17 protein-coding genes are annotated in these 20,751 nt (G+C 37.9%); 16 read left to right on the top strand and 1 reads right to left on the bottom strand.

Going from position 1 to position 20,751, the window contains the following annotated elements; translation table 11 throughout:
• Positions 1 to 13 precede the first annotated feature (13 nt).
• The 14 genes from B3Y13_RS01160 to B3Y13_RS01095 all read left to right on the top strand — a co-directional run bounded on the left by B3Y13_RS01160 (position 14) and on the right by B3Y13_RS01095 (position 15,947).
• Positions 14 to 496, top strand: a complete 483-nt coding sequence (locus tag B3Y13_RS01160) for an S-ribosylhomocysteine lyase (protein ID WP_296016558.1) — start codon at positions 14 to 16, stop codon at positions 494 to 496.
• Between the two features lie 26 nt (positions 497 to 522).
• A complete protein-coding gene (locus B3Y13_RS01155; RefSeq protein ID WP_296666834.1) occupies positions 523 to 2,136 on the top strand; it encodes a DUF1538 domain-containing protein in 1,614 nt (537 codons plus the stop codon).
• The gene (locus B3Y13_RS01150; RefSeq protein ID WP_296016571.1) at positions 2,133 to 2,801 is read left to right on the top strand and encodes a P-II family nitrogen regulator; all 669 of its coding nucleotides are present in this window, start codon (positions 2,133 to 2,135) and stop codon (positions 2,799 to 2,801) included. Before B3Y13_RS01155 ends, B3Y13_RS01150 begins: the two co-directional genes overlap by 4 nt.
• 11 nt (positions 2,802 to 2,812) lie before the next feature.
• Complete coding sequence (locus B3Y13_RS01145; RefSeq protein WP_296016577.1) at positions 2,813 to 3,916, top strand: GGDEF domain-containing protein; 1,104 nt, start codon at positions 2,813 to 2,815, stop codon at positions 3,914 to 3,916.
• A gap of 13 nt (positions 3,917 to 3,929) precedes the next feature.
• On the top strand, positions 3,930 to 4,973 hold the full coding sequence (locus B3Y13_RS01140; protein ID WP_296666831.1) for a biotin--[acetyl-CoA-carboxylase] ligase: 1,044 nt from the start codon (positions 3,930 to 3,932) through the stop codon (positions 4,971 to 4,973).
• 88 nt (positions 4,974 to 5,061) lie between these two features.
• Positions 5,062 to 6,750, top strand: a complete 1,689-nt coding sequence (locus B3Y13_RS01135) for a hypothetical protein (RefSeq protein ID WP_296016589.1) — start codon at positions 5,062 to 5,064, stop codon at positions 6,748 to 6,750.
• Between the two features lie 165 nt (positions 6,751 to 6,915).
• On the top strand, positions 6,916 to 9,012 hold the full coding sequence (locus tag B3Y13_RS01130) for a GGDEF domain-containing phosphodiesterase (RefSeq protein ID WP_296692142.1): 2,097 nt from the start codon (positions 6,916 to 6,918) through the stop codon (positions 9,010 to 9,012).
• A gap of 129 nt (positions 9,013 to 9,141) precedes the next feature.
• A complete protein-coding gene (gene pta, locus B3Y13_RS01125; RefSeq protein ID WP_296692140.1) occupies positions 9,142 to 10,167 on the top strand; it encodes a phosphate acetyltransferase in 1,026 nt (341 codons plus the stop codon).
• Between the two features lie 166 nt (positions 10,168 to 10,333).
• Positions 10,334 to 11,086, top strand: coding sequence for a hypothetical protein (locus tag B3Y13_RS01120; protein WP_296016603.1), 753 nt, complete (start codon positions 10,334 to 10,336; stop codon positions 11,084 to 11,086).
• Between the two features lie 150 nt (positions 11,087 to 11,236).
• Complete coding sequence (locus B3Y13_RS01115) at positions 11,237 to 11,980, top strand: hypothetical protein (RefSeq protein WP_296666818.1); 744 nt, start codon at positions 11,237 to 11,239, stop codon at positions 11,978 to 11,980.
• A 271-nt stretch (positions 11,981 to 12,251) separates the two neighbouring features.
• Positions 12,252 to 13,553 carry a bifunctional phosphoribosyl-AMP cyclohydrolase/phosphoribosyl-ATP diphosphatase HisIE gene (gene hisIE / locus B3Y13_RS01110; protein ID WP_296016615.1) on the top strand — a complete coding sequence of 434 codons (1,302 nt, stop codon included), beginning with the start codon at positions 12,252 to 12,254 and terminating at the stop codon, positions 13,551 to 13,553.
• A 119-nt stretch (positions 13,554 to 13,672) separates the two neighbouring features.
• The gene (locus tag B3Y13_RS01105) at positions 13,673 to 14,362 is read left to right on the top strand and encodes an amino acid ABC transporter permease (RefSeq protein WP_296666815.1); all 690 of its coding nucleotides are present in this window, start codon (positions 13,673 to 13,675) and stop codon (positions 14,360 to 14,362) included.
• A 4-nt stretch (positions 14,363 to 14,366) separates the two neighbouring features.
• Positions 14,367 to 15,110, top strand: a complete 744-nt coding sequence (locus B3Y13_RS01100; RefSeq protein WP_296692138.1) for an amino acid ABC transporter ATP-binding protein — start codon at positions 14,367 to 14,369, stop codon at positions 15,108 to 15,110.
• A 51-nt stretch (positions 15,111 to 15,161) separates the two neighbouring features.
• Positions 15,162 to 15,947 carry a transporter substrate-binding domain-containing protein gene (locus B3Y13_RS01095; protein WP_296692135.1) on the top strand — a complete coding sequence of 262 codons (786 nt, stop codon included), beginning with the start codon at positions 15,162 to 15,164 and terminating at the stop codon, positions 15,945 to 15,947.
• Positions 15,948 to 16,104: 157 nt separating this feature from the next.
• Here B3Y13_RS01095 and B3Y13_RS01090 read toward each other — a convergent pair whose 3' ends face one another.
• Positions 16,105 to 18,276 (bottom strand): substrate-binding domain-containing protein, encoded by a 2,172-nt coding sequence (locus tag B3Y13_RS01090; RefSeq protein ID WP_296692133.1) that lies wholly within the window; start codon positions 18,274 to 18,276, stop codon positions 16,105 to 16,107.
• Positions 18,277 to 18,532: 256 nt separating this feature from the next.
• On the opposite strand from B3Y13_RS01090, the gene B3Y13_RS01085 reads away from it, so the two are divergent.
• The gene (locus tag B3Y13_RS01085; RefSeq protein WP_296692130.1) at positions 18,533 to 20,254 is read left to right on the top strand and encodes a GDSL-type esterase/lipase family protein; all 1,722 of its coding nucleotides are present in this window, start codon (positions 18,533 to 18,535) and stop codon (positions 20,252 to 20,254) included.
• A complete protein-coding gene (locus B3Y13_RS01080; RefSeq protein ID WP_296692128.1) occupies positions 20,155 to 20,709 on the top strand; it encodes a hypothetical protein in 555 nt (184 codons plus the stop codon). The genes B3Y13_RS01085 and B3Y13_RS01080 overlap by 100 nt, the downstream gene beginning before the upstream one ends.
• Positions 20,710 to 20,751: the final 42 nt, after the last annotated feature.

Raw genomic sequence — 20,751 nt, 5'->3', positions numbered from 1 at the left:
GGCGCATTTTTAAATGGAATTAAAAAAATACAATGTAGACAGTTTTAATTTGGACCACAGAAAAGTGGTTGCCCCTTATGTCCGCGTCGCTGCAAAAAAACAGGGTGAAAAAGGCGACGTTGTGACAAAATTTGATGTGCGTGTTTGTCAGCCAAACAAAGAATTTATGAATACAGGCGCCTTGCATACAATGGAACATATCATTGCTGAATACTTGCGAGATGAAATTCCTGGTGTAATTGATTTTTCACCGATGGGCTGCCGCACAGGTTTTTATCTTACTGTCTGGGGCGATGTGGATGAAGAATACATTGCAAGCCATTTAATTCCTGTTTTTAAAAAAGTTATTGACTGGACTGGCGAAATTCCAGCTGCCAACGAAATTCAATGCGGAAACTACCGCGACATGGATTTGGAAGGCGCAAAAAAATTCGCAAAAAATTGGATTGAGGGAATCAGCAAAAAAGGTTGGACTGCTTTTCCTGACGGGCTGTAAAATTTTTCCGCTGGGGGTCTACTTAAGTGAATTTTTATCTAAAACTTAAAGAGACTATTTTTTCTGTAGCGCCAATTATGCTTTTGGTGCTTTTATTAGGTGTAACAATTGCACCTTTGGGTGGTCAGCTTTTGCTTCAGTTTATGCTGGGCGGAGTTATGGTCATTATTGGACTCGCCATTTTTCTTTTGGGCGTTGATATTGGGATTATTCCCGTCGGCGAGCGTAGTGGAGCAGCCCTTACTTCAAAACGGAATTTACCGCTTCTTTTAATTGCCGCATTTTTTATCGGTTTTATTGTAACGATTGCAGAGCCTGATATTCAGGTTTTGGCAGATCAAGTTCGTAAAATTGAATCTTCTGTTTCAAAATGGGGACTGATTATTGCAATTGCAGCAGGTGTTGGTCTTTTTGTTGCATTGGGAATTCTGCGCGTAATTCTTTCAATTCCTCTCAGATTGATTTTGATAATTTCTTATATAGCAGTTTTTGCTCTTGCAAGTTTTGCGCCTCAGGCTTTGCAGGGAGTTGCTTTTGACTCTGGCGGCGCAACAACTGGCCCCATGACAGTTCCGTTTATTTTGGCGCTTGGCGTCGGAGTTGCTGCTGTCCGTAGAAAAACTCTTCAAAATTCTGAAAAAAATTCCATGGACAACGACGGAAGCTTTGGTCTTACGGGAATTGCATCTGTCGGTCCAGTTTTGGCGGTTATTATTTTTGCAATTGCAATTTCTAAAATAAATGGAGTAATTGGAGTTTCTGAAAGCGTTGATTCTGGTTCTGAAGAAGAAATTGCTGTCGGACTTTCTGTTGTTTTTGCGCATATTCCGGCAATTGCAAAAGAAGTTGTTTCTGCGCTGGCTCCTTTGGTTGCAATGGCCGTATTTTTTCAGATTACGCTTATAAAAATGCCGCCGATGCAAGTTGTCCGCATGATTCGCGGTTTTGTTCTGAGTTTTATTGGTCTGGTGATTTTTTTAGGCGGTGCCCAGGGCGGTTTTATGCCTGTCGGTCAGGAACTTGGTGTTTTGCTTGGAAAACTTGCTGCAAATTCGGGCGATGTTTTGATTTCAAGCACAAGCAACGGAATAACTAAAACTCTCTTTGTAATTCCTAAGATTGTCGGTCCAATTGCCGTTATTTTGATCGGCTGTATTTTTGGAGCAGTTGTTGTTTGCGCTGAGCCTGCGGTTTGGGTTTTGACAGATCAGGTTGAAGAAATTTCTGGCGGAATGATTAGAAGAAAAGTAATTCTCGCTGCGTTGAGCGCCGGAGTCGCAATTTCAATCGGAATTTCAATGGCGAGAGTTTTGTATGGTTTTAGTCTTTGGTTTATTCTTCTTCCTGGCTATGTGATTGCGCTTGCGCTTTCTTTCTGGTGTCCAAAACTTTTTACAGGAATTGCTTTTGATTCTGGTGGAGTTGCAAGCGGACCTATGACAAGCACATTTATTCTTTCTCTTACGATTGGTGTAGGCCATGCAGTAAATGCAGGTTCTGCGGGCGAAGCATTTGGTGTGATTGCTCTTGTTGCGATGACTCCGCTTATTGCAATTCAAATTCTTGGAATTGTATTTAAGGTAAAAACAAATTCCCACAAAAAAATGGAACAAACTGAACTTCTGGAGGAAAAAGCATGAATTCATTTAAATTATTTTTCAGCGTAGTTCCTCACGGAAAAGGAGAAAAACTTACTCGCGCTGCAATGGAAAGCGGTTGCCGTGGCGGAACTGTTTTGATGGGGCGCGGGCTTGCAAAAACGAATCTTGCGGCAATTCTCGGCCTTGGCGAAAATTCAAAAGACGTAATAATGATGGTTGTTGAAAAATCGGCCTGCGAGTCTGTAAAAAATGCGATTCAAACAGCAACTTCAAAAGAAAAAAGACATTTTGGCGAACTTTTTAGTGTTGGAGTTGATTCGCTTTTAAAAGGCGGAAATATCATTGAAAATTCAGATGCCGCTAATAAAAACATGGAGGAAGACATTATGAGCACACAAAATGAAATGATTACAGTAATTGTAAATAAAGGTTATGCCGACGATGTAATGGCTGCCGCCAGACAGGCAGGTGCAGGCGGTGGAACAGTAATAAATGCGCGTGGAACTGCAAAAGAAACAGACGAGCGGTTTTTTGGAATGCACATTGTTTCTGAAAAGGAAATGCTTGTGATGGTTGTTCCGAGCGACAAAAAACAGCCGGTAATTTCTGCAATCCGTGAGCTAAAATGTTTGAAAGATCCGGGAATGGGAATTGCATATTCCGGGAAAGTAGAAGATTTTGCACTTTTAGGAAAAGCGAAATAAAATTAGCATTGATGAAGAATCTTTATAGACAGGTAAAGACGCTCATATTAAGGAACCAGGTTTCTGACTTCGAGTACGATTGTGTTAAGACTGAGACTTGTCAGACAAACCTTTTGATGCTTGAAGTTTGTTCCCTTGTTGGTTGCGTTCTTTTTTTTGTTTTAGGAATTATCGGACTTTTTTTTGATTCGTATCCAGACTTAAGGACAATTGGCTATTTTGCGGTTTTTGTCGTAATGCTGTTTATTTTTATTTCATCAATAAAGATTTCGCAGGAAAAATTGAAGCTTGCAGTGCCGCTTCTTTATGTTTTTATATGGACTTTAAGCATTTTTACTGGATTTCGAGGAATTTACGGAAATACTGGTAATTATTCAGTTATGTTCGTCGTTTTGGAATTTGCAATTCCTGTTATTTTTATTGATAGAGTTTCAAGAATGTTTAGAAACACTGGCTTGCTTGTGCTTTTAAACACGATTTGTACGATTTTTTTTAAAGACGTAAAAATTGCCCGAATTGACATTTTTTACATGTGGCTTTTTTACGGATTGAGTTTTATTCCGTGTTTTTATCTGACAAAAATCCGTGTCCGTGAATTTTTTTTAAGGCAAATTATTGAAAATCAACGCGATACTGATGAATTGACCGGACTTTTAAACAAGGCGGCATTTATTCGTTCTGCAAAAAAATATCTGAATTCAACAAATACCGGAATTTTGATAATGCTTGATTTGGATTATTTTAAGCAGATAAACGACACTTATGGACATTTTGTTGGCGACAAAGTTCTAAAAAAAGTTGCAGGCTGCATTCAAAAAGTGTTCCGATCTTCCGATTTAATGGGACGTTTTGGGGGCGATGAATTCTTGATTTTTATGATTGGCGCAAATCAAAAAAATATTGCAAGAATGCGTTGCGAACAGCTTTTGGAATTGCTGAATAAGACGCCTATTTTGACGGACGAGCCTGAAAATTCTGGATTTATACGTTCGAGCATAGGTTTTGCTGTTTTTGAAGAGACAGATTTTGATACACTCTTTAAAAATGCGGACACCGCCTTGTACAAAGCCAAAAATTCTGGAAAAAACAAAGTCTGCTGTTTTGAAAATAATTAAAACTTGTAAGAAAATGAGCACAAAAGAAAAAATCATTTCAATTTTAAATTCGGATTCGTTAAAAAACGATTTTATTTCTGGCGAAGAGCTTGCATCTTGCTGTCAGGTAAGCCGTGCGGCTGTTCACAAGGCAATTTCCGCTTTGCGTGAACAGGGATTTTTAATCGAAGCTGTTACAAATAAAGGTTACAAACTGGAAGGTGTTCCAGACAAGATTGATTCAGATTTTATCGAAAAAGAAATTTTAAAATGTGGCGAAAAATGCGAAGTTCTTGCTTTTGACGAAATTGATTCGACAAATTTGGAGGCAAAAAGACAAACTGCCGACAAAGAACTTAACCGCGTGCTTTTTGTTGCCGGAAGACAGACGGCAGGACGCGGAAGAATGGGCCGGACTTTTGTTTCGCCCGCAAATTCTGGAATTTATTTTTCGCTTGTTTATAAACCTGTTGCAGGCATAAAAAATCCTGCTTTTTTGACGGCGGCTGCGGCAGTTGCTGTAAGCAGAGCAATAAAATCTCTTTATGGAGAAGATTGCAAAATAAAGTGGGTGAATGACGTTTTCTTGAATGGCAAAAAAATCTGCGGAATTTTAACTGAAGGCGTTACGAATTTTGAAACCGGCACAATCGATGTTGCCATTGTCGGAATCGGAATAAATGTGAGGAACGGCGGTTTTGATGGAGAGCTTTCAAAAGTTGCAGGCAGCGTTGAAGAGATTATTGCCGGAGAAGGTAAAATCGTTCCAAAAGTAAGCCGAAATCAGATTGTTTCGGAAGTGGTTTCTAATCTTTTAAAAATTTATGATTTTTATTTTGCAGACGACAAGCAGGAAATCAAAAAAACTATGGACGAATACAGAAAACGTTCTCTTTTGACCGGGCTTGAAGTTTATGTTAATCCAATTGCGGGGCTTGAAGGAAAAATCTACAAAGCTAAAGTTCTTGATGTAACGGACGAAGCGGAGCTTTTGGTTTTGACGGAAGATGGAATTCAAAAAAAATTGTATTCTGGAGAAGTGAGTCTAAAAAGTTCAAATTTTGCTAATCAAAACTGAAAATTTATTTTAATGGTTCTTGATATTTTTATAATGCTTTTTAAATAACTTGTGATATAATTAAAAGATATTTGGAGTATTTTTTAGAATGAGTGACCAAGAACTTGACCCGACGATTGCAGCTCTCCTTGCAGAAACCCAGGAATCCTCCGGCCCAACTTTGAGCAATGTTTCAAACAAATTGACAGAAACAGTGCCTTTTAGTGCGGCGAGTTTTAATGCAAACGAGGAAGCGCCTGCCGAAAAGCAAAAACAAGCCAATAAAGTTGATTTAAGCGTTACAAAATTCAGTCCGATTGAAAAATTCTTTGAAGATAAGCCAAAGCCTTATTTTGACGATCCTGCATACTACAAGACTTGTCTTACAGGCGAAGGCCAGCCGGCTCAAAGAGTTCATCAGGTACTTTCAAAATACTTAACATGCACAGATCCAAAAGACAGAACAGTTTACCGACAGCAAATGGTAATGGCTTATTGGGAACTTATTCATAATATGGCGCCAAAAATGGCAGATTTAACCTTGCCAAAAGTAAAAAGAATGATGATGCGTTTTGGCGTTGTTTTGCCGTCTCTTTTTACTCCAGAACAAAAAGAGCTCTTTTCTAAAGTGATTTTAGACAATACGACTGGCGAGCCTGTTTACTACATGGACGAATGGTTTAAAGAAATTGCAAGCGGACGGCTTACACTTTCTGCAACTGATGAGGTTCGTGTAAAAAAATCAGCTAATGACGGTGGTTCTGCAGAACAGCAGCATCTTATGCAGTTAAAAAGCAAGAACGACGGAAAATTGCAGAGTTCAGAAAGTTTTGTGAATGCAAAAGAAAGCGAACGCCAGATGATGGAAAATGAGCTTTTAAATCGCATCCACGCTCTTTGTGAACATTCGACTATGATTGGACTTGAGCCGCACCGTATGCCGTATACTGACATGCAAAAAAAGCTTTTTGCAGAAATACAGGAAAGGCTTCGCGCTTTGCAAAAAAACGACAAGGAGCTTGCAGGTTATTTAAAAGAACTTGAAGAAGCAAAGTCTGTAAGCGGCTCTCTTGAAGCAAAAATTGCGAACGGTCCTGTGAATGTTGAGGTAAACAAAGGCGATATTGATACTGAATTTAATACTGTCCGTCAGATGGCAAAAATGACAGTCGGCCGTCAGGGAAATCAGTTTCCGGTTTTTACGAGGGAATTTTATCACAGTACGCCACAGGGAACAGGTTTTAGAGAAAATGTTTTAAACGTAATGTCTTGGATTGAGGAAATGGATCCGGGAGCATTTTGCCGAATTCACAAGAACGCTGCGCATAGAATTGTTCCTTATGTTTTGCTTGTTCCGACTTATGGTGATTTTGGATTTTGCTGGGAACCTTTTGACCGTTACAATAGAATTACGAGCCGTGGGCGAATTGTAATTCCAATGTATCCAAGAGATTTAAAAATCAGCGTTTTGATGGCAGTTGCCGATTTGCGTTGGCAGGTTGCAAAGGAAAAAGCATCTTATTATTGGATGGAAGAAGGACTTACCGGACAATATTATCAATATATTGAGAATCAGAAATTAAAAGGTGATTTAAAGACATATTTTATTTCGGATTATGTGCTTTGGCTTACGAAAGAAGTAAATGGCGTGCAGAGAATGGACAAAGAACTGCGTGCGATTTTCTGGCGTTTTGTGCCGTTTAATCAGCAGAAAAAAGAGGAGCTGAAAAAACGGTCGGTTGTATATCAGGAACTTTACCAAAGGGATATTAACCGCAGCATGAGCGATGGATATTGATTTGTGGAATGCGGCAGGGGCTGGAGTGGACGCATAGCGTGTGCGTAGCACCGGAGGCGCGTTAGACGCCGTAGCCACGCAAGACCCGACGGCAACAAGTTGCCGGGCCGCCCATATAAGAATTTAAAAATATTTTTTTGGAATGTACGTTCTTATAAGCGGGATGTGCTTTTTTTACTTGTTGCAACTGTATCAGTTTTAAGGAGCTTTATGAAGACAAAGGATTTAGAAACTTTTGTTTTTAACGGGAAGAATTACAGCCTGCTTTCCCGGACTTTTCAGGATGCATTTTTTTCTCTTGGACTTTTGACGTTCAGATATTATCCTGAAGAAAAAACAATGATTATTTCTGACAAGTTTGCTGAAACTTACCAAGTAGCAAAAGTTTATCCAAATATGCCATATAGTTTTGCTGGCGCTGTTATTGCGGAAGAAGAGCGCCAAAGTTTTTATGAACTTATAGAAAAACTTGAAAAAGGTGAAAAAAAAGTTTCTAACACTTTTGAATCTGTTAGCGGCGATTGTTTTAGAGTTACGATTGTTCCGTGCGAATGGAATAATGAAAGAAAACCGATTGTTGCACTTGGCTTTGTAGAAAATATTGAAAAACAAAACCGTTCTGAAAAACTTTTTATGGCGCTTGCCAAAGATTACGGCAGTATTTATTACATTGATGTTGAAAAAGGAGTTTTGTTTCCTTACAGAATAAGCGATGATATTAAGCGGGAATATGGAGAAGCAATTCGCGAGAATTCAAATTATGAGCATTTGATAAATTGTTATATCGACAAAACTGTTATTGATGCTGAAAAAGATGAAATGCGGAAAATTTGCTCATATAAATTTATCGAAGAATGTTTTAAAGAAAAGGACATAATTCTTCATGATTATCGCGGAATTCGTGATGGAAAGACCATTTATTGCCGGTTAAAAATTGCGAAATTGCAAAATTCGGAAAAATTTTCTGATTTTATGATTGCTTTTTCTGACACGACAAAGGCAAAAATTTTTGAAGTTGAGCGTCTTGCGTATGTTGACCCGGTTACCGAAGGCAATAATTATAATTATTTTAAAAAGCAGCTGAGCGAAACTAACAAGCCCGGATATTTTGTTTCGATGGATATTCATCAATTCAAGATTGTAAACCAAATTTGCGGAGTAAAAGTTGGCGACAGGGTTTTGAAGGAAATTTGGAATACAATCGTTGAAAATTTAAAAGAACAGGATTTTGCAGCCCGCGTAAATGCCGACCATTTTGTCGTTTTTGCTCCGACTTCTCCTCGCGAGGAAATTGAATCAAAAGTTGGAAAAGTTACGTCTGACCTTTCTGAGCTTTCGAAAAAAATGCGATGGCCACGATTGCATCCGTATTTTGGAATTGCAAAGTGGGTTCCTGGACAAAATATTGAAGAAGTTTACAGTTACACAACTTTTGCAAAGCACAGTGTAAAAGACGAAAAAAATGTAAATTTTCAGTTTTATTCGGTTGAAGAGAGCGACAAAGTTATCGAACAGAAAAAAATGGAAGATAATTTTTATGATGCGATTTCCGGAAATTGTTTTGAAATATGGTATCAGCCAAAGGTAAGTCCGGTTTGTGGAAGAATTGTTGGCGCTGAAGCTCTTGTTCGCTGGCGACGAGAAGATGGAATGTTAGTTCCGCCAGGAATGTTTATTCCTGTTTTTGAAAGGGACGGTCTTATCCGCATTTTGGATGAATATATTTTTGACAGGGTTTGTCATTTTATAAAAGCAAGAACTAAGAAAAACTTGCCTGTTTTGCCGGTTTCTGTAAATCTTTCGCGGGCAAGTATTTGTTATGAGGGAATTGTTGAGCAGTACGACAAAATAGTTCAGGATGTAGGAATAAATCCAAAATATGTGCCGATTGAGATTACGGAAACTGCCGCAGTTAGCAATTCGGATATAAAAGAAATTTCAAATGAATTTTGCCGTCGCGGTTTTGTTTTGTGCATGGATGATTTTGGAACTGGATATTCTTCAATATCGCTTTTAAATTCTCTGCCTTTTGCAAATATAAAGCTTGATAAAAGTTTGATTGACACAATTGGCGAAGAGAAAGGCTTAAAATCAATAAAGCACATAATCGCGCTGTCAAAAGATTTGGGGATGACGATTACTGCCGAAGGCGTTGAGCACGAGTCTCAAAAAAATTCGCTTATGGATTTAAAATGCGATAATATTCAGGGATTTTTTTACAGTCCGCCGGTGCCGGAAAAAGAATTTGTAAACCTTCTGTAAAATAATGTTTTTAGGGTTTGTCAATGCCGGTTTTGCCAGTAAATATGTTTGTGTAATTTTTTGCAAAGTGATAAAGTGAATTGATTCATTTTATTGAACCGAAAATAATTTTTTATACGAGGAAAAATCATGGACTTTGTAAAAGATTTACGTGCAAAGGCAAAGGCTGCCGGAAAAACAATCGTTCTCTGCGAAGGTGAAGACAAACGTGTTGTTGAAGCTGCTTCAGTAATTGTAAAAGAAGGAATCGCAAAAATCATTCTTCTCGGAAATGCAGACGAAATTGCAAAATTTGGTTTTGATATGTCTGGTGTAAAAATCGTAGACCCAAAAACTGATTCAAATGCTGATAAATATGCAGAAGTTCTTTACAAGGCACGCGAAGGAAAAATCAATAAAAAGACTGGTCTTCCTGAATATGCGGATGTTGCCGCTGCAAAAGCTGCCGCTCTTAAAGATTACACAATGTACGGTGCTTTGATTTTGAAAGCAGGAGATGCTGACGGTTTTGTTTCTGGCGCATGCCATTCAACAGCAAATACTTTGCGTCCAGGACTTCAGGTTATCAAAACAGCTCCTGGAATTAAAACAGTTTCTTCTTGCTTTATCATGGTTGCTCCAGAAGGTTCAAATAAATATCTTCCAAGCGGAATTTCTGTATTTGGCGATTGCGCTATCAATATTGAACCGTCTGCTGAAGAATTGGCTGACATTGCCGTTGCAACAGCAGAAACTGCTAAAAAAATCGCAGGAATCGAACCAAAAGTTGCAATGCTTTCGTTCTCTACAAAAGGTTCAGGAAGCGATTCAAAGGGCTTGAACACAGTTGGAAAAGTTGTAGAAGCTACAAACCTTGCAAAAGCAAAAGCTCCGGAACTTGCTCTCGACGGCGAATTCCAGTTTGACGCTGCGATTGCTCCGGAAGTTGGCGAACTTAAGGCTCCAGGAAGCGCAGTTGCAGGACACGCAAACACTTTTATCTTCCCAAACATCAACGCAGGAAACATTGGCTACAAAATCGCTGCTCGCATGGGCGGCTGGAAAGCAATTGGACCTGTCTGCCAGGGATTTGCAAAGCCTCTCAACGACTTGAGCCGCGGATGCAATGTTGACGAGATTGTTGACACAGTTGCAGTAACTGCTTTGCAGGCATAATAAAAGTCAAAAGCTCATCTCTGATTTTTTGAACGGACTGTCTAAAAAATAGTTTTTTGGGCAGTCCATTTTTTTTGTGTTTGTGGTAGACTTGCTGAGAATAAAAAGTAACTTTTTATTAAAAAAATTGTTTTTTTTGTAAAAGTTGCGTCTAAAAAGGAAAATTATGTCTTGCTTAAAAAAAATAACTGAAAAAGTGGCTCTTTTTACAGTTTTGCCGTTGTTGTTAGTTGGTTGTGCTTCTACGAAATATTCTTTGACAGAAAATGCTTCTCCGATTGCGATTCTTGGAGTTTGCGGAAATACTCACGTTCCTTATTATTCTTCTGAAGTTCGTGATGATGAATATGGCGAAGAAGACGGGCTTTTATCGAATGCTATAAATAGTTTTTTTGGGAAAAATAATCCTGAAATTCAAACCGCCGCTGACCGTGTTGATTATGCAGAAGATGCTTTCAGACGGATTTTGCCAGAAGTTGCCGGTGTTGAGGTTGTCCCAAAAGAAGTCGTAATGAATTCTCCGACTTATGCTGACATTGGAAAAAACAGCTTGCTTTCGTACATAGATGTAAAAATTCGTGGCGAGGGCTACAAATTTATGGACGATATTGGTTCAAAAAAAGCGAGGTTGATTTCGAGGGAAACTGGCGCAAAAAGCCTTGTTTTTCTGTCTTTTACGTTTAAAAAATATATAAAGGATGATGGAGATAATCTTAACGCAAATCTTGGCGCAATGGGAATTATGAATGTTCTTATGTACAATGAGGATGGAAAAAAAGTGCTTGAAGATGAATTTACTGTAATTTCGCCGGAATCTGTTGAAATGCGGATGACAAAATATGACAAAGATGAAATGGTTGAACTGTTTCCGTCTGTAATTGACCAACTTATAAATAAATTTATAGTAAAATATCTGTAAAACAAAAATTAAAAGAGTGTAAGATAAAAACAGCCGAAAATGGCGTCTGATTTTATCTTTACAAGTTTGCGTTGCAGACTTCGGAACAGCTTAAAAAGTCAGTCCTAAAACTGAAGTTTTACCCTTGACTTTTTATTAAAGAGAAAAAGAATGAAAAAAAAATTAGGTTTAAAAAGAATTGGTTTTTTGATGGGATGTTTGGTTTTTGCAGCGGCATTTTCTGGTTGTGCTTCTGCTAAAATTGAAAAACAAAGCATTTCTCCGCTTGCAATAATCACTGTGGCAGGAAACAGTTCTTTGCCGTGGTATGTTATAAAAGAAGGAGAAGAGCCGAAGGCAACGAAAGGACTTTTGCAAAATGCGATAAATTCTAAATTTTTTGATGACGATCCGGAAGTTGTCTCAAGTTTTAACCGGCTTGATTATGCAGAAGATGCTCTGCGCAGAATTTTCGGAGAAATTTGCGAAATTGATTTTGTTGGAAAAGAAGATGTTGTTTTTTCAAAAAAATACAAATCAATGTCGGAAGGACTTTTGTCCATAATGAATACGACAATTACTGCGACTGATTACAAAGATTTGCGCAATCCTGGAAAGTATGACTTAAAAAAACTATGTGAATCTGTCGGCGCAAAAGGCGGAGTTGTTATTGAATTTGAATTTTTCAAAAAAACAGCCTCAGGAACGATGGTAAACGGAACTGTTTGTCCTTTTGTTAAGATGAAGACAAAGATTTTTGACCAGTCTGGAAAAGAAATAAAATATAAAACTTATACGGTTCAGGGAACTGAAACTTTAAAAGTTGCCGGCAGAAAATATGATGCCGATGCTCTTGTTGAAATGTATCCTGCTGTAATCGACCAGCTTTTGACTCAGTTTGCAATGGATTTGTAGCCCGGATGCTTGCATGCTGACGCATGCTGCGGCTTTTGCTTACGCAAAACCCGTTTATTTTACGTGTGTGCTAAAGCACACGACCGGGCTTGTAGCCCGGATTGGAGCCCCGAAGTTAAAGCACGGAAATTTTTTAATTTTCGTGCTTTAATGCAGCGAACAGCGGAAGGGCGGAAAGCCGGTTCGAGCGGAAGTTGTGCTCCTAAATTTAAAAATACTGAAAATCTTTCTCAATTGTAAAACTGTTTTATTTTCGCTAGAATAAGGCATTATGGTAATTGCTTCTATCGACATGAAAGACGGGCACGTTGTCCAGTTAAAAAACGGCAAAGATTTGGTTCTTCAGCGTGATGATGCTGAGGCTTTGATTTCTGATTTTAATAAATATGGTGAAGTTGCTGTAATTGACCTTGACCAGGCTTTGCGTAATACCGATGAAAAAGGCAACACCAAAAATACTGAGCTTTTAAAGCAGATTTTAAGAAAAGGAAATGTTCGTGTTGGCGGCGGAATTCGTTCTGTTAAAAAAGCCCGCGAATTGATTAGCCTTGGCGCGGAAAAAGTTATTGTTGGTTCGGCTGCCTGGAATGCAGATGCTAAAGACGGCGAATCTTTTTTGAACGAAGAATTTTTGCAGGAGCTTTGCGACGCGATTGGAAAACAGCGCGTTATTATTTCGGTTGATGCGATTCACGGAAAAATTGCCGTAAAAGGCTGGACTGAAACGGTTGATATTCCTTTGGTGGAAGGCGCAAAGCAGGCCGAAAAATTTTGCTCTGAGCTTTTATTTACCTGTGTTGAAAAAGAAGGGTGCATGCAGGGGACTGACATGGAGGCTTGCCGTGCCTTGAGGAATGCTGTGAAGTGCCGTCTTGTTGTTGCTGGCGGAGTTAATAATCTTGAACAGATTGTTGAGCTTGAAAAAATCGGTTGCGATGTTCAGCTCGGAATGGCTCTTTATACAGGTGCTGTAAATCTAAAAGATGCTTTTGTAAACTGCCTGAATTATGAAAAGACCGATGGACTTATTCCGGTGATTGCCCAGAGTCCGGCTGGCGAAGTTTTGATGCTCGGTTATGCAAATAAAGAAGCGTTTGAAAAATCTTTTGATACTGGAAGACTTACTTTCTTTAGCCGTACAAAAAATAGGCTTTGGACTAAAGGCGAAGAAAGCCATCATTACCTTGATTTGATAAAAATGCGTGCCGATTGCGACCGCGACACTGTTCTTGCAACGGTTTTTCCAAACGGCGGAGTTTGCCACACTGGTTCTTACACTTGTTTTAACAGCGAGCCTGACGCAAAATCAAATCTTGAACGTCTTTATGCGACAATTGCAGAGCGTTTTGCAAATCCTCGTCCAGGAAGCTACACTGCAACTCTCGACGCTAAGCGTGTGCGAGAAAAAGTAATGGAAGAAGCCGAAGAGCTGACAGACGAGGCAGAATCTCGCGAAGACGTTATTTGGGAAGCGGCCGACCTTGTTTATTTTATGAGCGTTTTGATGTACAAAGAGGGCGTTACTTGGCAGGATGTTTATGACGAACTCGACAGACGCCATAAGGAAAAATAAAAATTCGGCGAAAATTAAGCCATAAAAAAAGGTCATTGCGCCAGTCGAAATGACCTTTGGACTGTAAATTTTTTATTTTTTTGTCTTAATTGCCATTTTTTTAATTGGTTGGAGTGATTGTGAGCGAACATCTCTGGCACATTTTAACTGATTCTTTTTTTAAGATTTTAATTCCTGGTCTTGTTACGACAATTCCGCTTACTGCGATTTCGTTTTTTTTGGCGCTTGTGATTGGAATTCTTACAGCCTTAGTTCAATTTGCAAATATAAAAGTTTTAAAACAGATTGCCCGTTTTTATATTTGGGTTGTTCGTGGAACTCCGATTTTGGTTCAGCTTTATGTTGTTTTTTACGGATTGCCAAATCTTGGAATTATGATTGAGCCTTTTCCGGCGGCGGTTGCGGTTTTTGCGGTAAATGAAGGCGCTTACACGGCGGAAACAATGCGTTCCGCTTTTGAGTCGGTGCCGGCCGGACAACTTGAAGCCGGTTATTGCGTTGGACTGAGCTATTTTCAGACATTCTGGAGAATTTTGCTTCCTCAGGCTTTTAGAACTGCCTTTCCGCCGCTTTCAAATTCTTTGATTGCAATGGTCAAAGAAACTTCTCTTGCGGCAAACATTACGGTTACAGAAATGTTTATGGCGACTCAGAGAATTGTTGCCCGAACTTATGAGCCGCTCGCTCTTTACATTGAAGTTGCTCTCATCTATTTGATTTTTTCAACTGTTTTGACATGGGTTCAGCGGAAGGCTGAGAAAAAAATCAATTTTTTGTCAGAAAAAGCTTTTGACGGAGAAACGCAGTAAAAATATGACGGAAAAAATTCTTGAATTAAAAAATCTGCATAAGTCGTTCGGAAATTTAGAAGTTTTGAAGGGAATTGACCTGAGCGTAAACAAAGGCGATGTAATTTCGATAATCGGCTCTTCCGGTTCTGGAAAGACATCTTTGCTCCGTTGCCTTAATTTTCTCGAAAAAGCCGATGAAGGCGAACTGGTTTTTGACGGCCAGACTTACGACTTAAAAAAAATGCACAAAAAACAGATAAACGAAATTCGCAAAAAAACAGGATTTGTCTTTCAAAATTACAATTTGTTTAGAAACAAAAATGTCCTTCAAAATGTGACGGAAGGACTGATTGTTGCCCGAAAAATAAAAAAAGAACAGGCGGAAAAAAGCGCAGTTCAAATGCTCAAAAAAGTCGGAATGGAAGACAGGGCAGAATATTTTCCGCACCAGCTTTCTGGCGGACAGCAGCAGCGTGTGGCAATTGCCAGGGCTTTGGCGACCAATCCAAAAATTATTTATTTTGACGAGCCAACGAGCGCGCTTGACCCGGAATTGACCGGCGAAGTTTTGCAGGTAATGAAAAATCTTGCAGAAGAAGGAATGACGATGATTGTTGTAACTCACGAAATGAATTTTGCAAAAAACGTGAGCACCCGTGTTGTTTTTATGGAAAAAGGCAAAATTCTTGAGGAAGCGGGTGCAAAAGAATTCTTTGAATCACCAAAAAATCAGCGTACAAGAGAGTTTATTGGAAAGTTTGAATAAAAAATACGTAAAAGGGTCAAAACAAAAATTGGCTTTTTATGGGAGAATTTTATGAAAAAAAAATTATTTATTTTTGCGGCGGCAGTTTTTTCGGCAGGAATTATGTCTTGCAAAAAAAGCGGGAGCGCCGACCTTTTAAGCCAGATTCAAAAAAAAGGCAAGATTACAATCGCAATGGAAGGAACCTGGGCGCCGTGGACTTACCATGACGAAAAAAATGAACTTGTCGGTTACGATGTCGAAGTCGGCAAAAAAATTGCCGAAAAATTGGGCGTAAATGCAGAATTTGTCGAAGTTGACTGGGACGGAATTTTTGCGGGAATTGATTCAAAACGCTACGATTTGAGTTTGAACGGCGTAGAAGTAACACAGGAACGCGCCTTTAAATACGATTTTTCAGAACCGTACGCATATACACACACTGCTTTGATTGTAAAAAAAGACAACAATTCAATAAAAAAGTTTGAAGACCTAAAAGGCAAAACAACGACAAATTCGCTCGGCAGCACTTATGCAGAATTTGCCGAAAGCCTTGGCGCAAAAGTTGTTACAATCGACTCTTTTGAAGAAACATTGCAGCTTGTTGAACACGGACGGGCCGACGCAACCTTAAACGACAACGCGACATTTTTTTATTACCAAAAAATAAAGCCAGAAAATCCGTTCAAACTTGCAGCGCTGACAGAAAACGCAAGCAAAGTTGCAATTCCAATGCGCAAAGGCGAAGAAACAAAAACATTGCTCGAAGCCGTAAATAAAGCAATCGAAGAATTAAAACAAAGCGGTGAACTTGCCCAAATTTCCCAAAAATACTTTGGCGCAGATTTAACAAAATAAAAAATGGAGCGCAATTTGCGGTCAATCCGGCTCTGCATGGTTGCGCTGTCCGCTCCATTGTCGGGGCAGATTTAGAAAACTAAACCTGCCCCGACAACTAAAGCCATTCCGATCCGGGCTAAGCTTTCCGGTTTAATCTAGTTTTTCTGACAAAAAATTATTTTCTTTTTAGCCAGTTGCATGGACTTAGACCTGTGTTTTTTTTAAATACATTTGAAAAGTAATTTTGATTTGCAAATCCAAGAGCTGCAGTAACATCAAAAATCGAAAAATTATCAGAAAGAAGCATTTTTTTTGCCTGTTCAATTTTCATCTTTTCATGCAATTCCTGAACAGAGCAGCCTGTAAGTTCTTTTGTTTTTTTTGAAAGGTAGCTTCGGCTAACCATAAAATGTTCTGCGATTTTTTCGAGATTTGTTTTTTCAGAAATATTTTTTTGTAAATAGTCGGTTAAACTTTTTACGGTTATTCGGTTTCTTTTTGATTCAGCTGGATTTTGTTTTTTTAACAGTCTGTTGATTTCTGAAGTTTCAAGTAAAAAATCATTTTTTTCATCAGCTTTTTTTATTCTTACAGAATACAAAGCGTTGCTTAAAAGCAATCTTACAACATCATAATAAGCAATATTTAAAAATTTCATTTCCAAAAAAATGTAACCAAAATATTTATCAGAATGATGCAGCACTTCCAGCATTAATGAATATCTTGTATCCATAAAAAAGCTCTTAGGAAATTGATATGGCTCGTGAATTTTAAACTGCAATTTCTGTTTTAATTCTTCTTTTGGTTCTGGATAGATAAGTCTTATTTTTGTGTCGTTGATATTTGAAGAATTTGACTCGTTTAGGGCAAGAAATGCTTTTGATATATTCATTTCGTTTAATTGCATTTTTAGAAGCTCAATTATTTCATCGAGATCCATTGCATCGCTTAAATCTACAGCATTTTTCGAAATATTATTCAATCTGTATGGATTTTCTCTTTCTGCCAAAGTTTCGTATTTTGTAAAAATTGTAATAAGAGTTCTCATTTGATGAAAAATGCCTTCAATTCTTAAAATTGTTTCAAGATTTTCATTTTTCAAGACAGGAATAAAAATATTTCTAAAACCTGTAACTAGATTTTGAAGGTAAGCTGCATTTGACGAAGCGATATGAGAATATTTTTGCAAATGATTTTGAAACCATTCAAGCATGCAGCTTTTTTCGGGATTTAAATAAACATCATTAAAAAAAGAATTTACCAGATTTTCTATATCAACTTCTTTTTCGGTTTTGAAAATTTCCAAAAGTTTATAAAATAATTTTTGTCTTAACTGTTGTTCTGAAATTTCTGTCTCGTCTTCTGTTAAATCAATTTTTTTTCCTGCATTTTGCACGCTTTTTTCAAAACATCCGCAAGATTGCCTTATGACAAGTGAAGTTTTTACCCTTACAATTTTGCACGTAGAGTTTGGATTCATTATCTTGTCGATTAAAAGTTCAACCGCCATGTAACCGCGCTTAAAATATTCAAGATTGACTGTTGTAACTGGAGTTTTTGCGGTTATTCCGTCGTACCAATTGTTAAAACCTGTAACGGCAATATTTTTTGGAACATTAAAACCGTTTTTTTCCAGTTGATTTATAACTTCTGCTGCAATAATGTCGGTTGTCGTTACAATAGCTTCAATTTCTTTTTTTTGAATGTCATGGTCTTGCAAAAATCGGGTTACGGTGTTTGCAAGAGAAATCACGCTCATGGAATTCGCCATATAAACGGAATTTTCAATTTCTTTTAGCCCATATTTTTTTAATTCGTTTTTATACGCCGAAAGTCGTTTTCTGTGCGGCTCAGAAACGTCTGCTCCTATAAATGCGAATTTTGAATAACCGTGAACTTTTACAAGATGCTCCATAATCATCTGAACTGAGGAATCGCTGTCTATTCTGAGAGCTGTAACTCCAGGAATATCAAGATGTCCTATGTCTATCATTGGGAGCGGTTTTAAACTGTTAAAAGTTTCTAGAATTTTTTCGCTGTCAACAAATTCTCTTAATGAAGAGGCCCAGGTTATTATTCCGTCAAGAAAGGGTTTTTTCATAAAATTGAAATTCTTCATATAGTGATTTACAAAATTTATGTCTTCAAAAAGAGAATATTTTATTGCCGCTCCCATGTTTATAAAGTTTATATCGTAGTCAACGGCGGCTTTCATCATGCCTTCGATGTATTCTAGCGCAATAAAAGAACGAAGGTCGGCAATTCCGGTAAATCCTATTGTAATTCTTTGACCTTTGTTTTTTTGTTCAGTTAAGAATGCTTTTCTTTGGGAGATTTTAAAATTCATATAGTTTTCCGTTTTTTTTATAAAATTTCTAAATCATAATTGTTTTTTTATACATAATTATACTTTGATTTTGCGTAATTGAGTATGTTTTTTTTAATGAATTAGCAGTTTGTTTTTATTTTATACGAAAATGAATACTTTTATACATAATAATCTATAAATGACTTAATAGTTCTGAAAAATACTGGTTTTGTCCAAAAGGTAAAAAGTATATTTTGACTAAGGAAGTTTGTATTTATTTCTAAGGAGGTTTTGTATGAAAAAAATTATAAGAAATATACTTGCAGTTCTTCTTTTTGCAGCAATTTTTTGTCTAAACGGCTGTTCTGATTTAGACGAATCTAATGAAGAGACAGAAATTGAGTCTGGCAGTCAAAATGGTGAGCAGGAAAAAGATGAATCAGACGACGAAAAGGTTTTGAATGCTGAAGCTACTGAATATTTGTTAAAAGCTGGAGATTCTAAAGAATTAACTCTTACAGATATTTCTCTTGCGGCTTCAAAAACGTTAAAAATGGACGGAGAAGCAACCTGGACTGTAGAAAATCCGTATATATGCTCGATAAATTCTTCTGGAAAATTAACTCCGCTTTCTGGTGGCGAAACTGTTGTAACAGGAACTTTATCTTCGGATTCAACGAAAAAAGCAGAGTTAAAAGTAAAAATTGAAGAGCCGAACAGGGGCGTTTCGTCAGATCCGTTTGACCTTAGAACAATTTCTGAAAATATAGATATTTTCTGCTGTGGTGATTCAATTATGAGAGATTATTCTGCCAGCGATTCTGATCAGTATGGCCTTGGACAGGCTCTCAAGGAATTTTTTGATGAAACAAAGGCAAATGTTGTAACTGATATTGCAAACGGCGGCCGTTCTTCAAGACTTTTCTATAATGAAGATTCTCGTTGGCCAGAAGTAAAGCGCCGTATTCAGGCTAATAATGAGGCTGGAAAAAAATCAGTTGTAATTCTTTCTTTTGGACATAATGACCAAAGAGCATTGACTGACTGCGATAAAACTTATGGAGCGCAGTTTACTTTTGCTTCTAAAAATGCAAATGGTACAGTTGCTGGAACTCACTACGACTTTATGGAAAAATATATTGTTGAAGCACGTGAACTTGGAGCGGTTCCAATCTGTGTAACTCCGTTTGTTCGCGGTAATTATTTTGGTTCAGAAGTAAGCGCTTATGGAAAACACGACTGGTCAAACAAAACTATGACAGGAGATTCTACTCCTCGTGGAAATTATCCTGCCGCAATGAAAGCTGCCGCCAAAAAACAGGGCGCAATTCTTGTTGATATGACAGAACTTAGCGCTGTTCGTGTTGCAGAATACAATAATGCAGGCAAGGAAAAATATTTTTATGTAGACAGTGATAACACTCACGAAAGAACACTGGGCGGTCTTGAGCTTGGAAAAATTGTTACAGATGAATTAAAGAAAAACGGATATTTGACTTCTTATATAAAGGATTGTTCGCCAAGAATTATGGTTGATAAGTCAAATCTTGCTTTTGGACGTATTCTTGCAAATGCAACAAAAACAACTTCTTTTAGAATTTCTAATTTTCAAAACAAAAGCGGAACAATTACGATTACTGCTCCTTCAGGTTTTGGGCTTAGCCTTTCTGACAGCGGAAGTTTTGATTCAGTTTTAACGATTGAAACAGATGAAAATTTTATAGGAACTGAAGTATTTGTAAAATTTAGTCCAACAGAAGTAATTTCATACAATGGCGATATAACGGTTACTCATTCATCTGTAACTCCTGATTTTGGAAATACTCCGGCAGGAACAGTTGACGATTCTGCTTTAAAAATTGCTCTTTCAGGCGCAGGGAAAGAATTGTCGGTGTCAGGTACGGATTTTACGGTAAATTGGCCTATGATTTCGGGGGGGGTGGCAGCTTTTCGGTTGCCGCAACTTCAACTTCTGAGGATGTTGTTCCCGCAGAAACTAGACTTAATGGTCTTATAAAATCTTCTAATAAAACAATCGGCACAGAAACTTATGCCCGCGTAACAATCGACAATCCCGGCAATGTCTGGCCTGTAAACGACACTGGTGCAAAAATGAACGATGTTTATATTGAATATGAAATTCCAGCCAGTGGTATTGACCTTACAGTAAACGAAATCAGTTTTGACTGCTGTTCTTCTGGTGGTTCATATATGGCTTGGAGCGCTTATTATTCTACAAATGAAGATTTTTCTAATCCAGAGCCAATTTGCGAAATGAAAACTGCTCAAAAAGAAGTTCTATGTTCAAATTCTGCCGGCGGTTCAAAGAATAGTTCAGACGCACTTGGACTTCCTGTAGAAAATGGCAAATCGCTTTATATAAGAGTTTATCCGGCATACAAGGATACAAAGGAAAATGCAGGACGCACATTTATAATTTCTAACGTACTAGTAAAAGGTTTAATCCAATAGAATATGTAAAAAAAATAGTAGGTAAGATAAAAACAGCCGAAA

Source organism: Treponema sp. UBA7567 (genome assembly GCF_002476655.1).
Taxonomy (GTDB): domain Bacteria; phylum Spirochaetota; class Spirochaetia; order Treponematales; family Treponemataceae; genus Treponema_D.
Note: the sequence above shows the minus strand (reverse complement) of the source record. Positions and strands in the feature narration are given on the sequence as shown.

Bases quoted from the DNA above. Each gene is read 5' to 3' on its own strand.
- B3Y13_RS01085 (WP_296692130.1), top strand. From the start codon at position 18,533: ATGAAAAAAATTATAAGAAATATACTTGCAGTTCTTCTTTTTGCAGCA.
- B3Y13_RS01120 (WP_296016603.1), top strand. From the start codon at position 10,334: ATGTCTTGCTTAAAAAAAATAACTGAAAAAGTGGCTCTTTTTACAGTT.
- B3Y13_RS01150 (WP_296016571.1), top strand. From the start codon at position 2,133: ATGAATTCATTTAAATTATTTTTCAGCGTAGTTCCTCACGGAAAAGGA.
- B3Y13_RS01115 (WP_296666818.1), top strand. From the start codon at position 11,237: ATGAAAAAAAAATTAGGTTTAAAAAGAATTGGTTTTTTGATGGGATGT.
- B3Y13_RS01160 (WP_296016558.1), top strand. From the start codon at position 14: ATGGAATTAAAAAAATACAATGTAGACAGTTTTAATTTGGACCACAGA.
- B3Y13_RS01090 (WP_296692133.1), bottom strand. From the start codon at position 18,276: ATGAATTTTAAAATCTCCCAAAGAAAAGCATTCTTAACTGAACAAAAA.
- hisIE (WP_296016615.1), top strand. From the start codon at position 12,252: ATGGTAATTGCTTCTATCGACATGAAAGACGGGCACGTTGTCCAGTTA.
- B3Y13_RS01100 (WP_296692138.1), top strand. From the start codon at position 14,367: ATGACGGAAAAAATTCTTGAATTAAAAAATCTGCATAAGTCGTTCGGA.
- pta (WP_296692140.1), top strand. From the start codon at position 9,142: ATGGACTTTGTAAAAGATTTACGTGCAAAGGCAAAGGCTGCCGGAAAA.
- B3Y13_RS01095 (WP_296692135.1), top strand. From the start codon at position 15,162: ATGAAAAAAAAATTATTTATTTTTGCGGCGGCAGTTTTTTCGGCAGGA.
- B3Y13_RS01140 (WP_296666831.1), top strand. From the start codon at position 3,930: ATGAGCACAAAAGAAAAAATCATTTCAATTTTAAATTCGGATTCGTTA.
- B3Y13_RS01145 (WP_296016577.1), top strand. From the start codon at position 2,813: ATGAAGAATCTTTATAGACAGGTAAAGACGCTCATATTAAGGAACCAG.
- B3Y13_RS01135 (WP_296016589.1), top strand. From the start codon at position 5,062: ATGAGTGACCAAGAACTTGACCCGACGATTGCAGCTCTCCTTGCAGAA.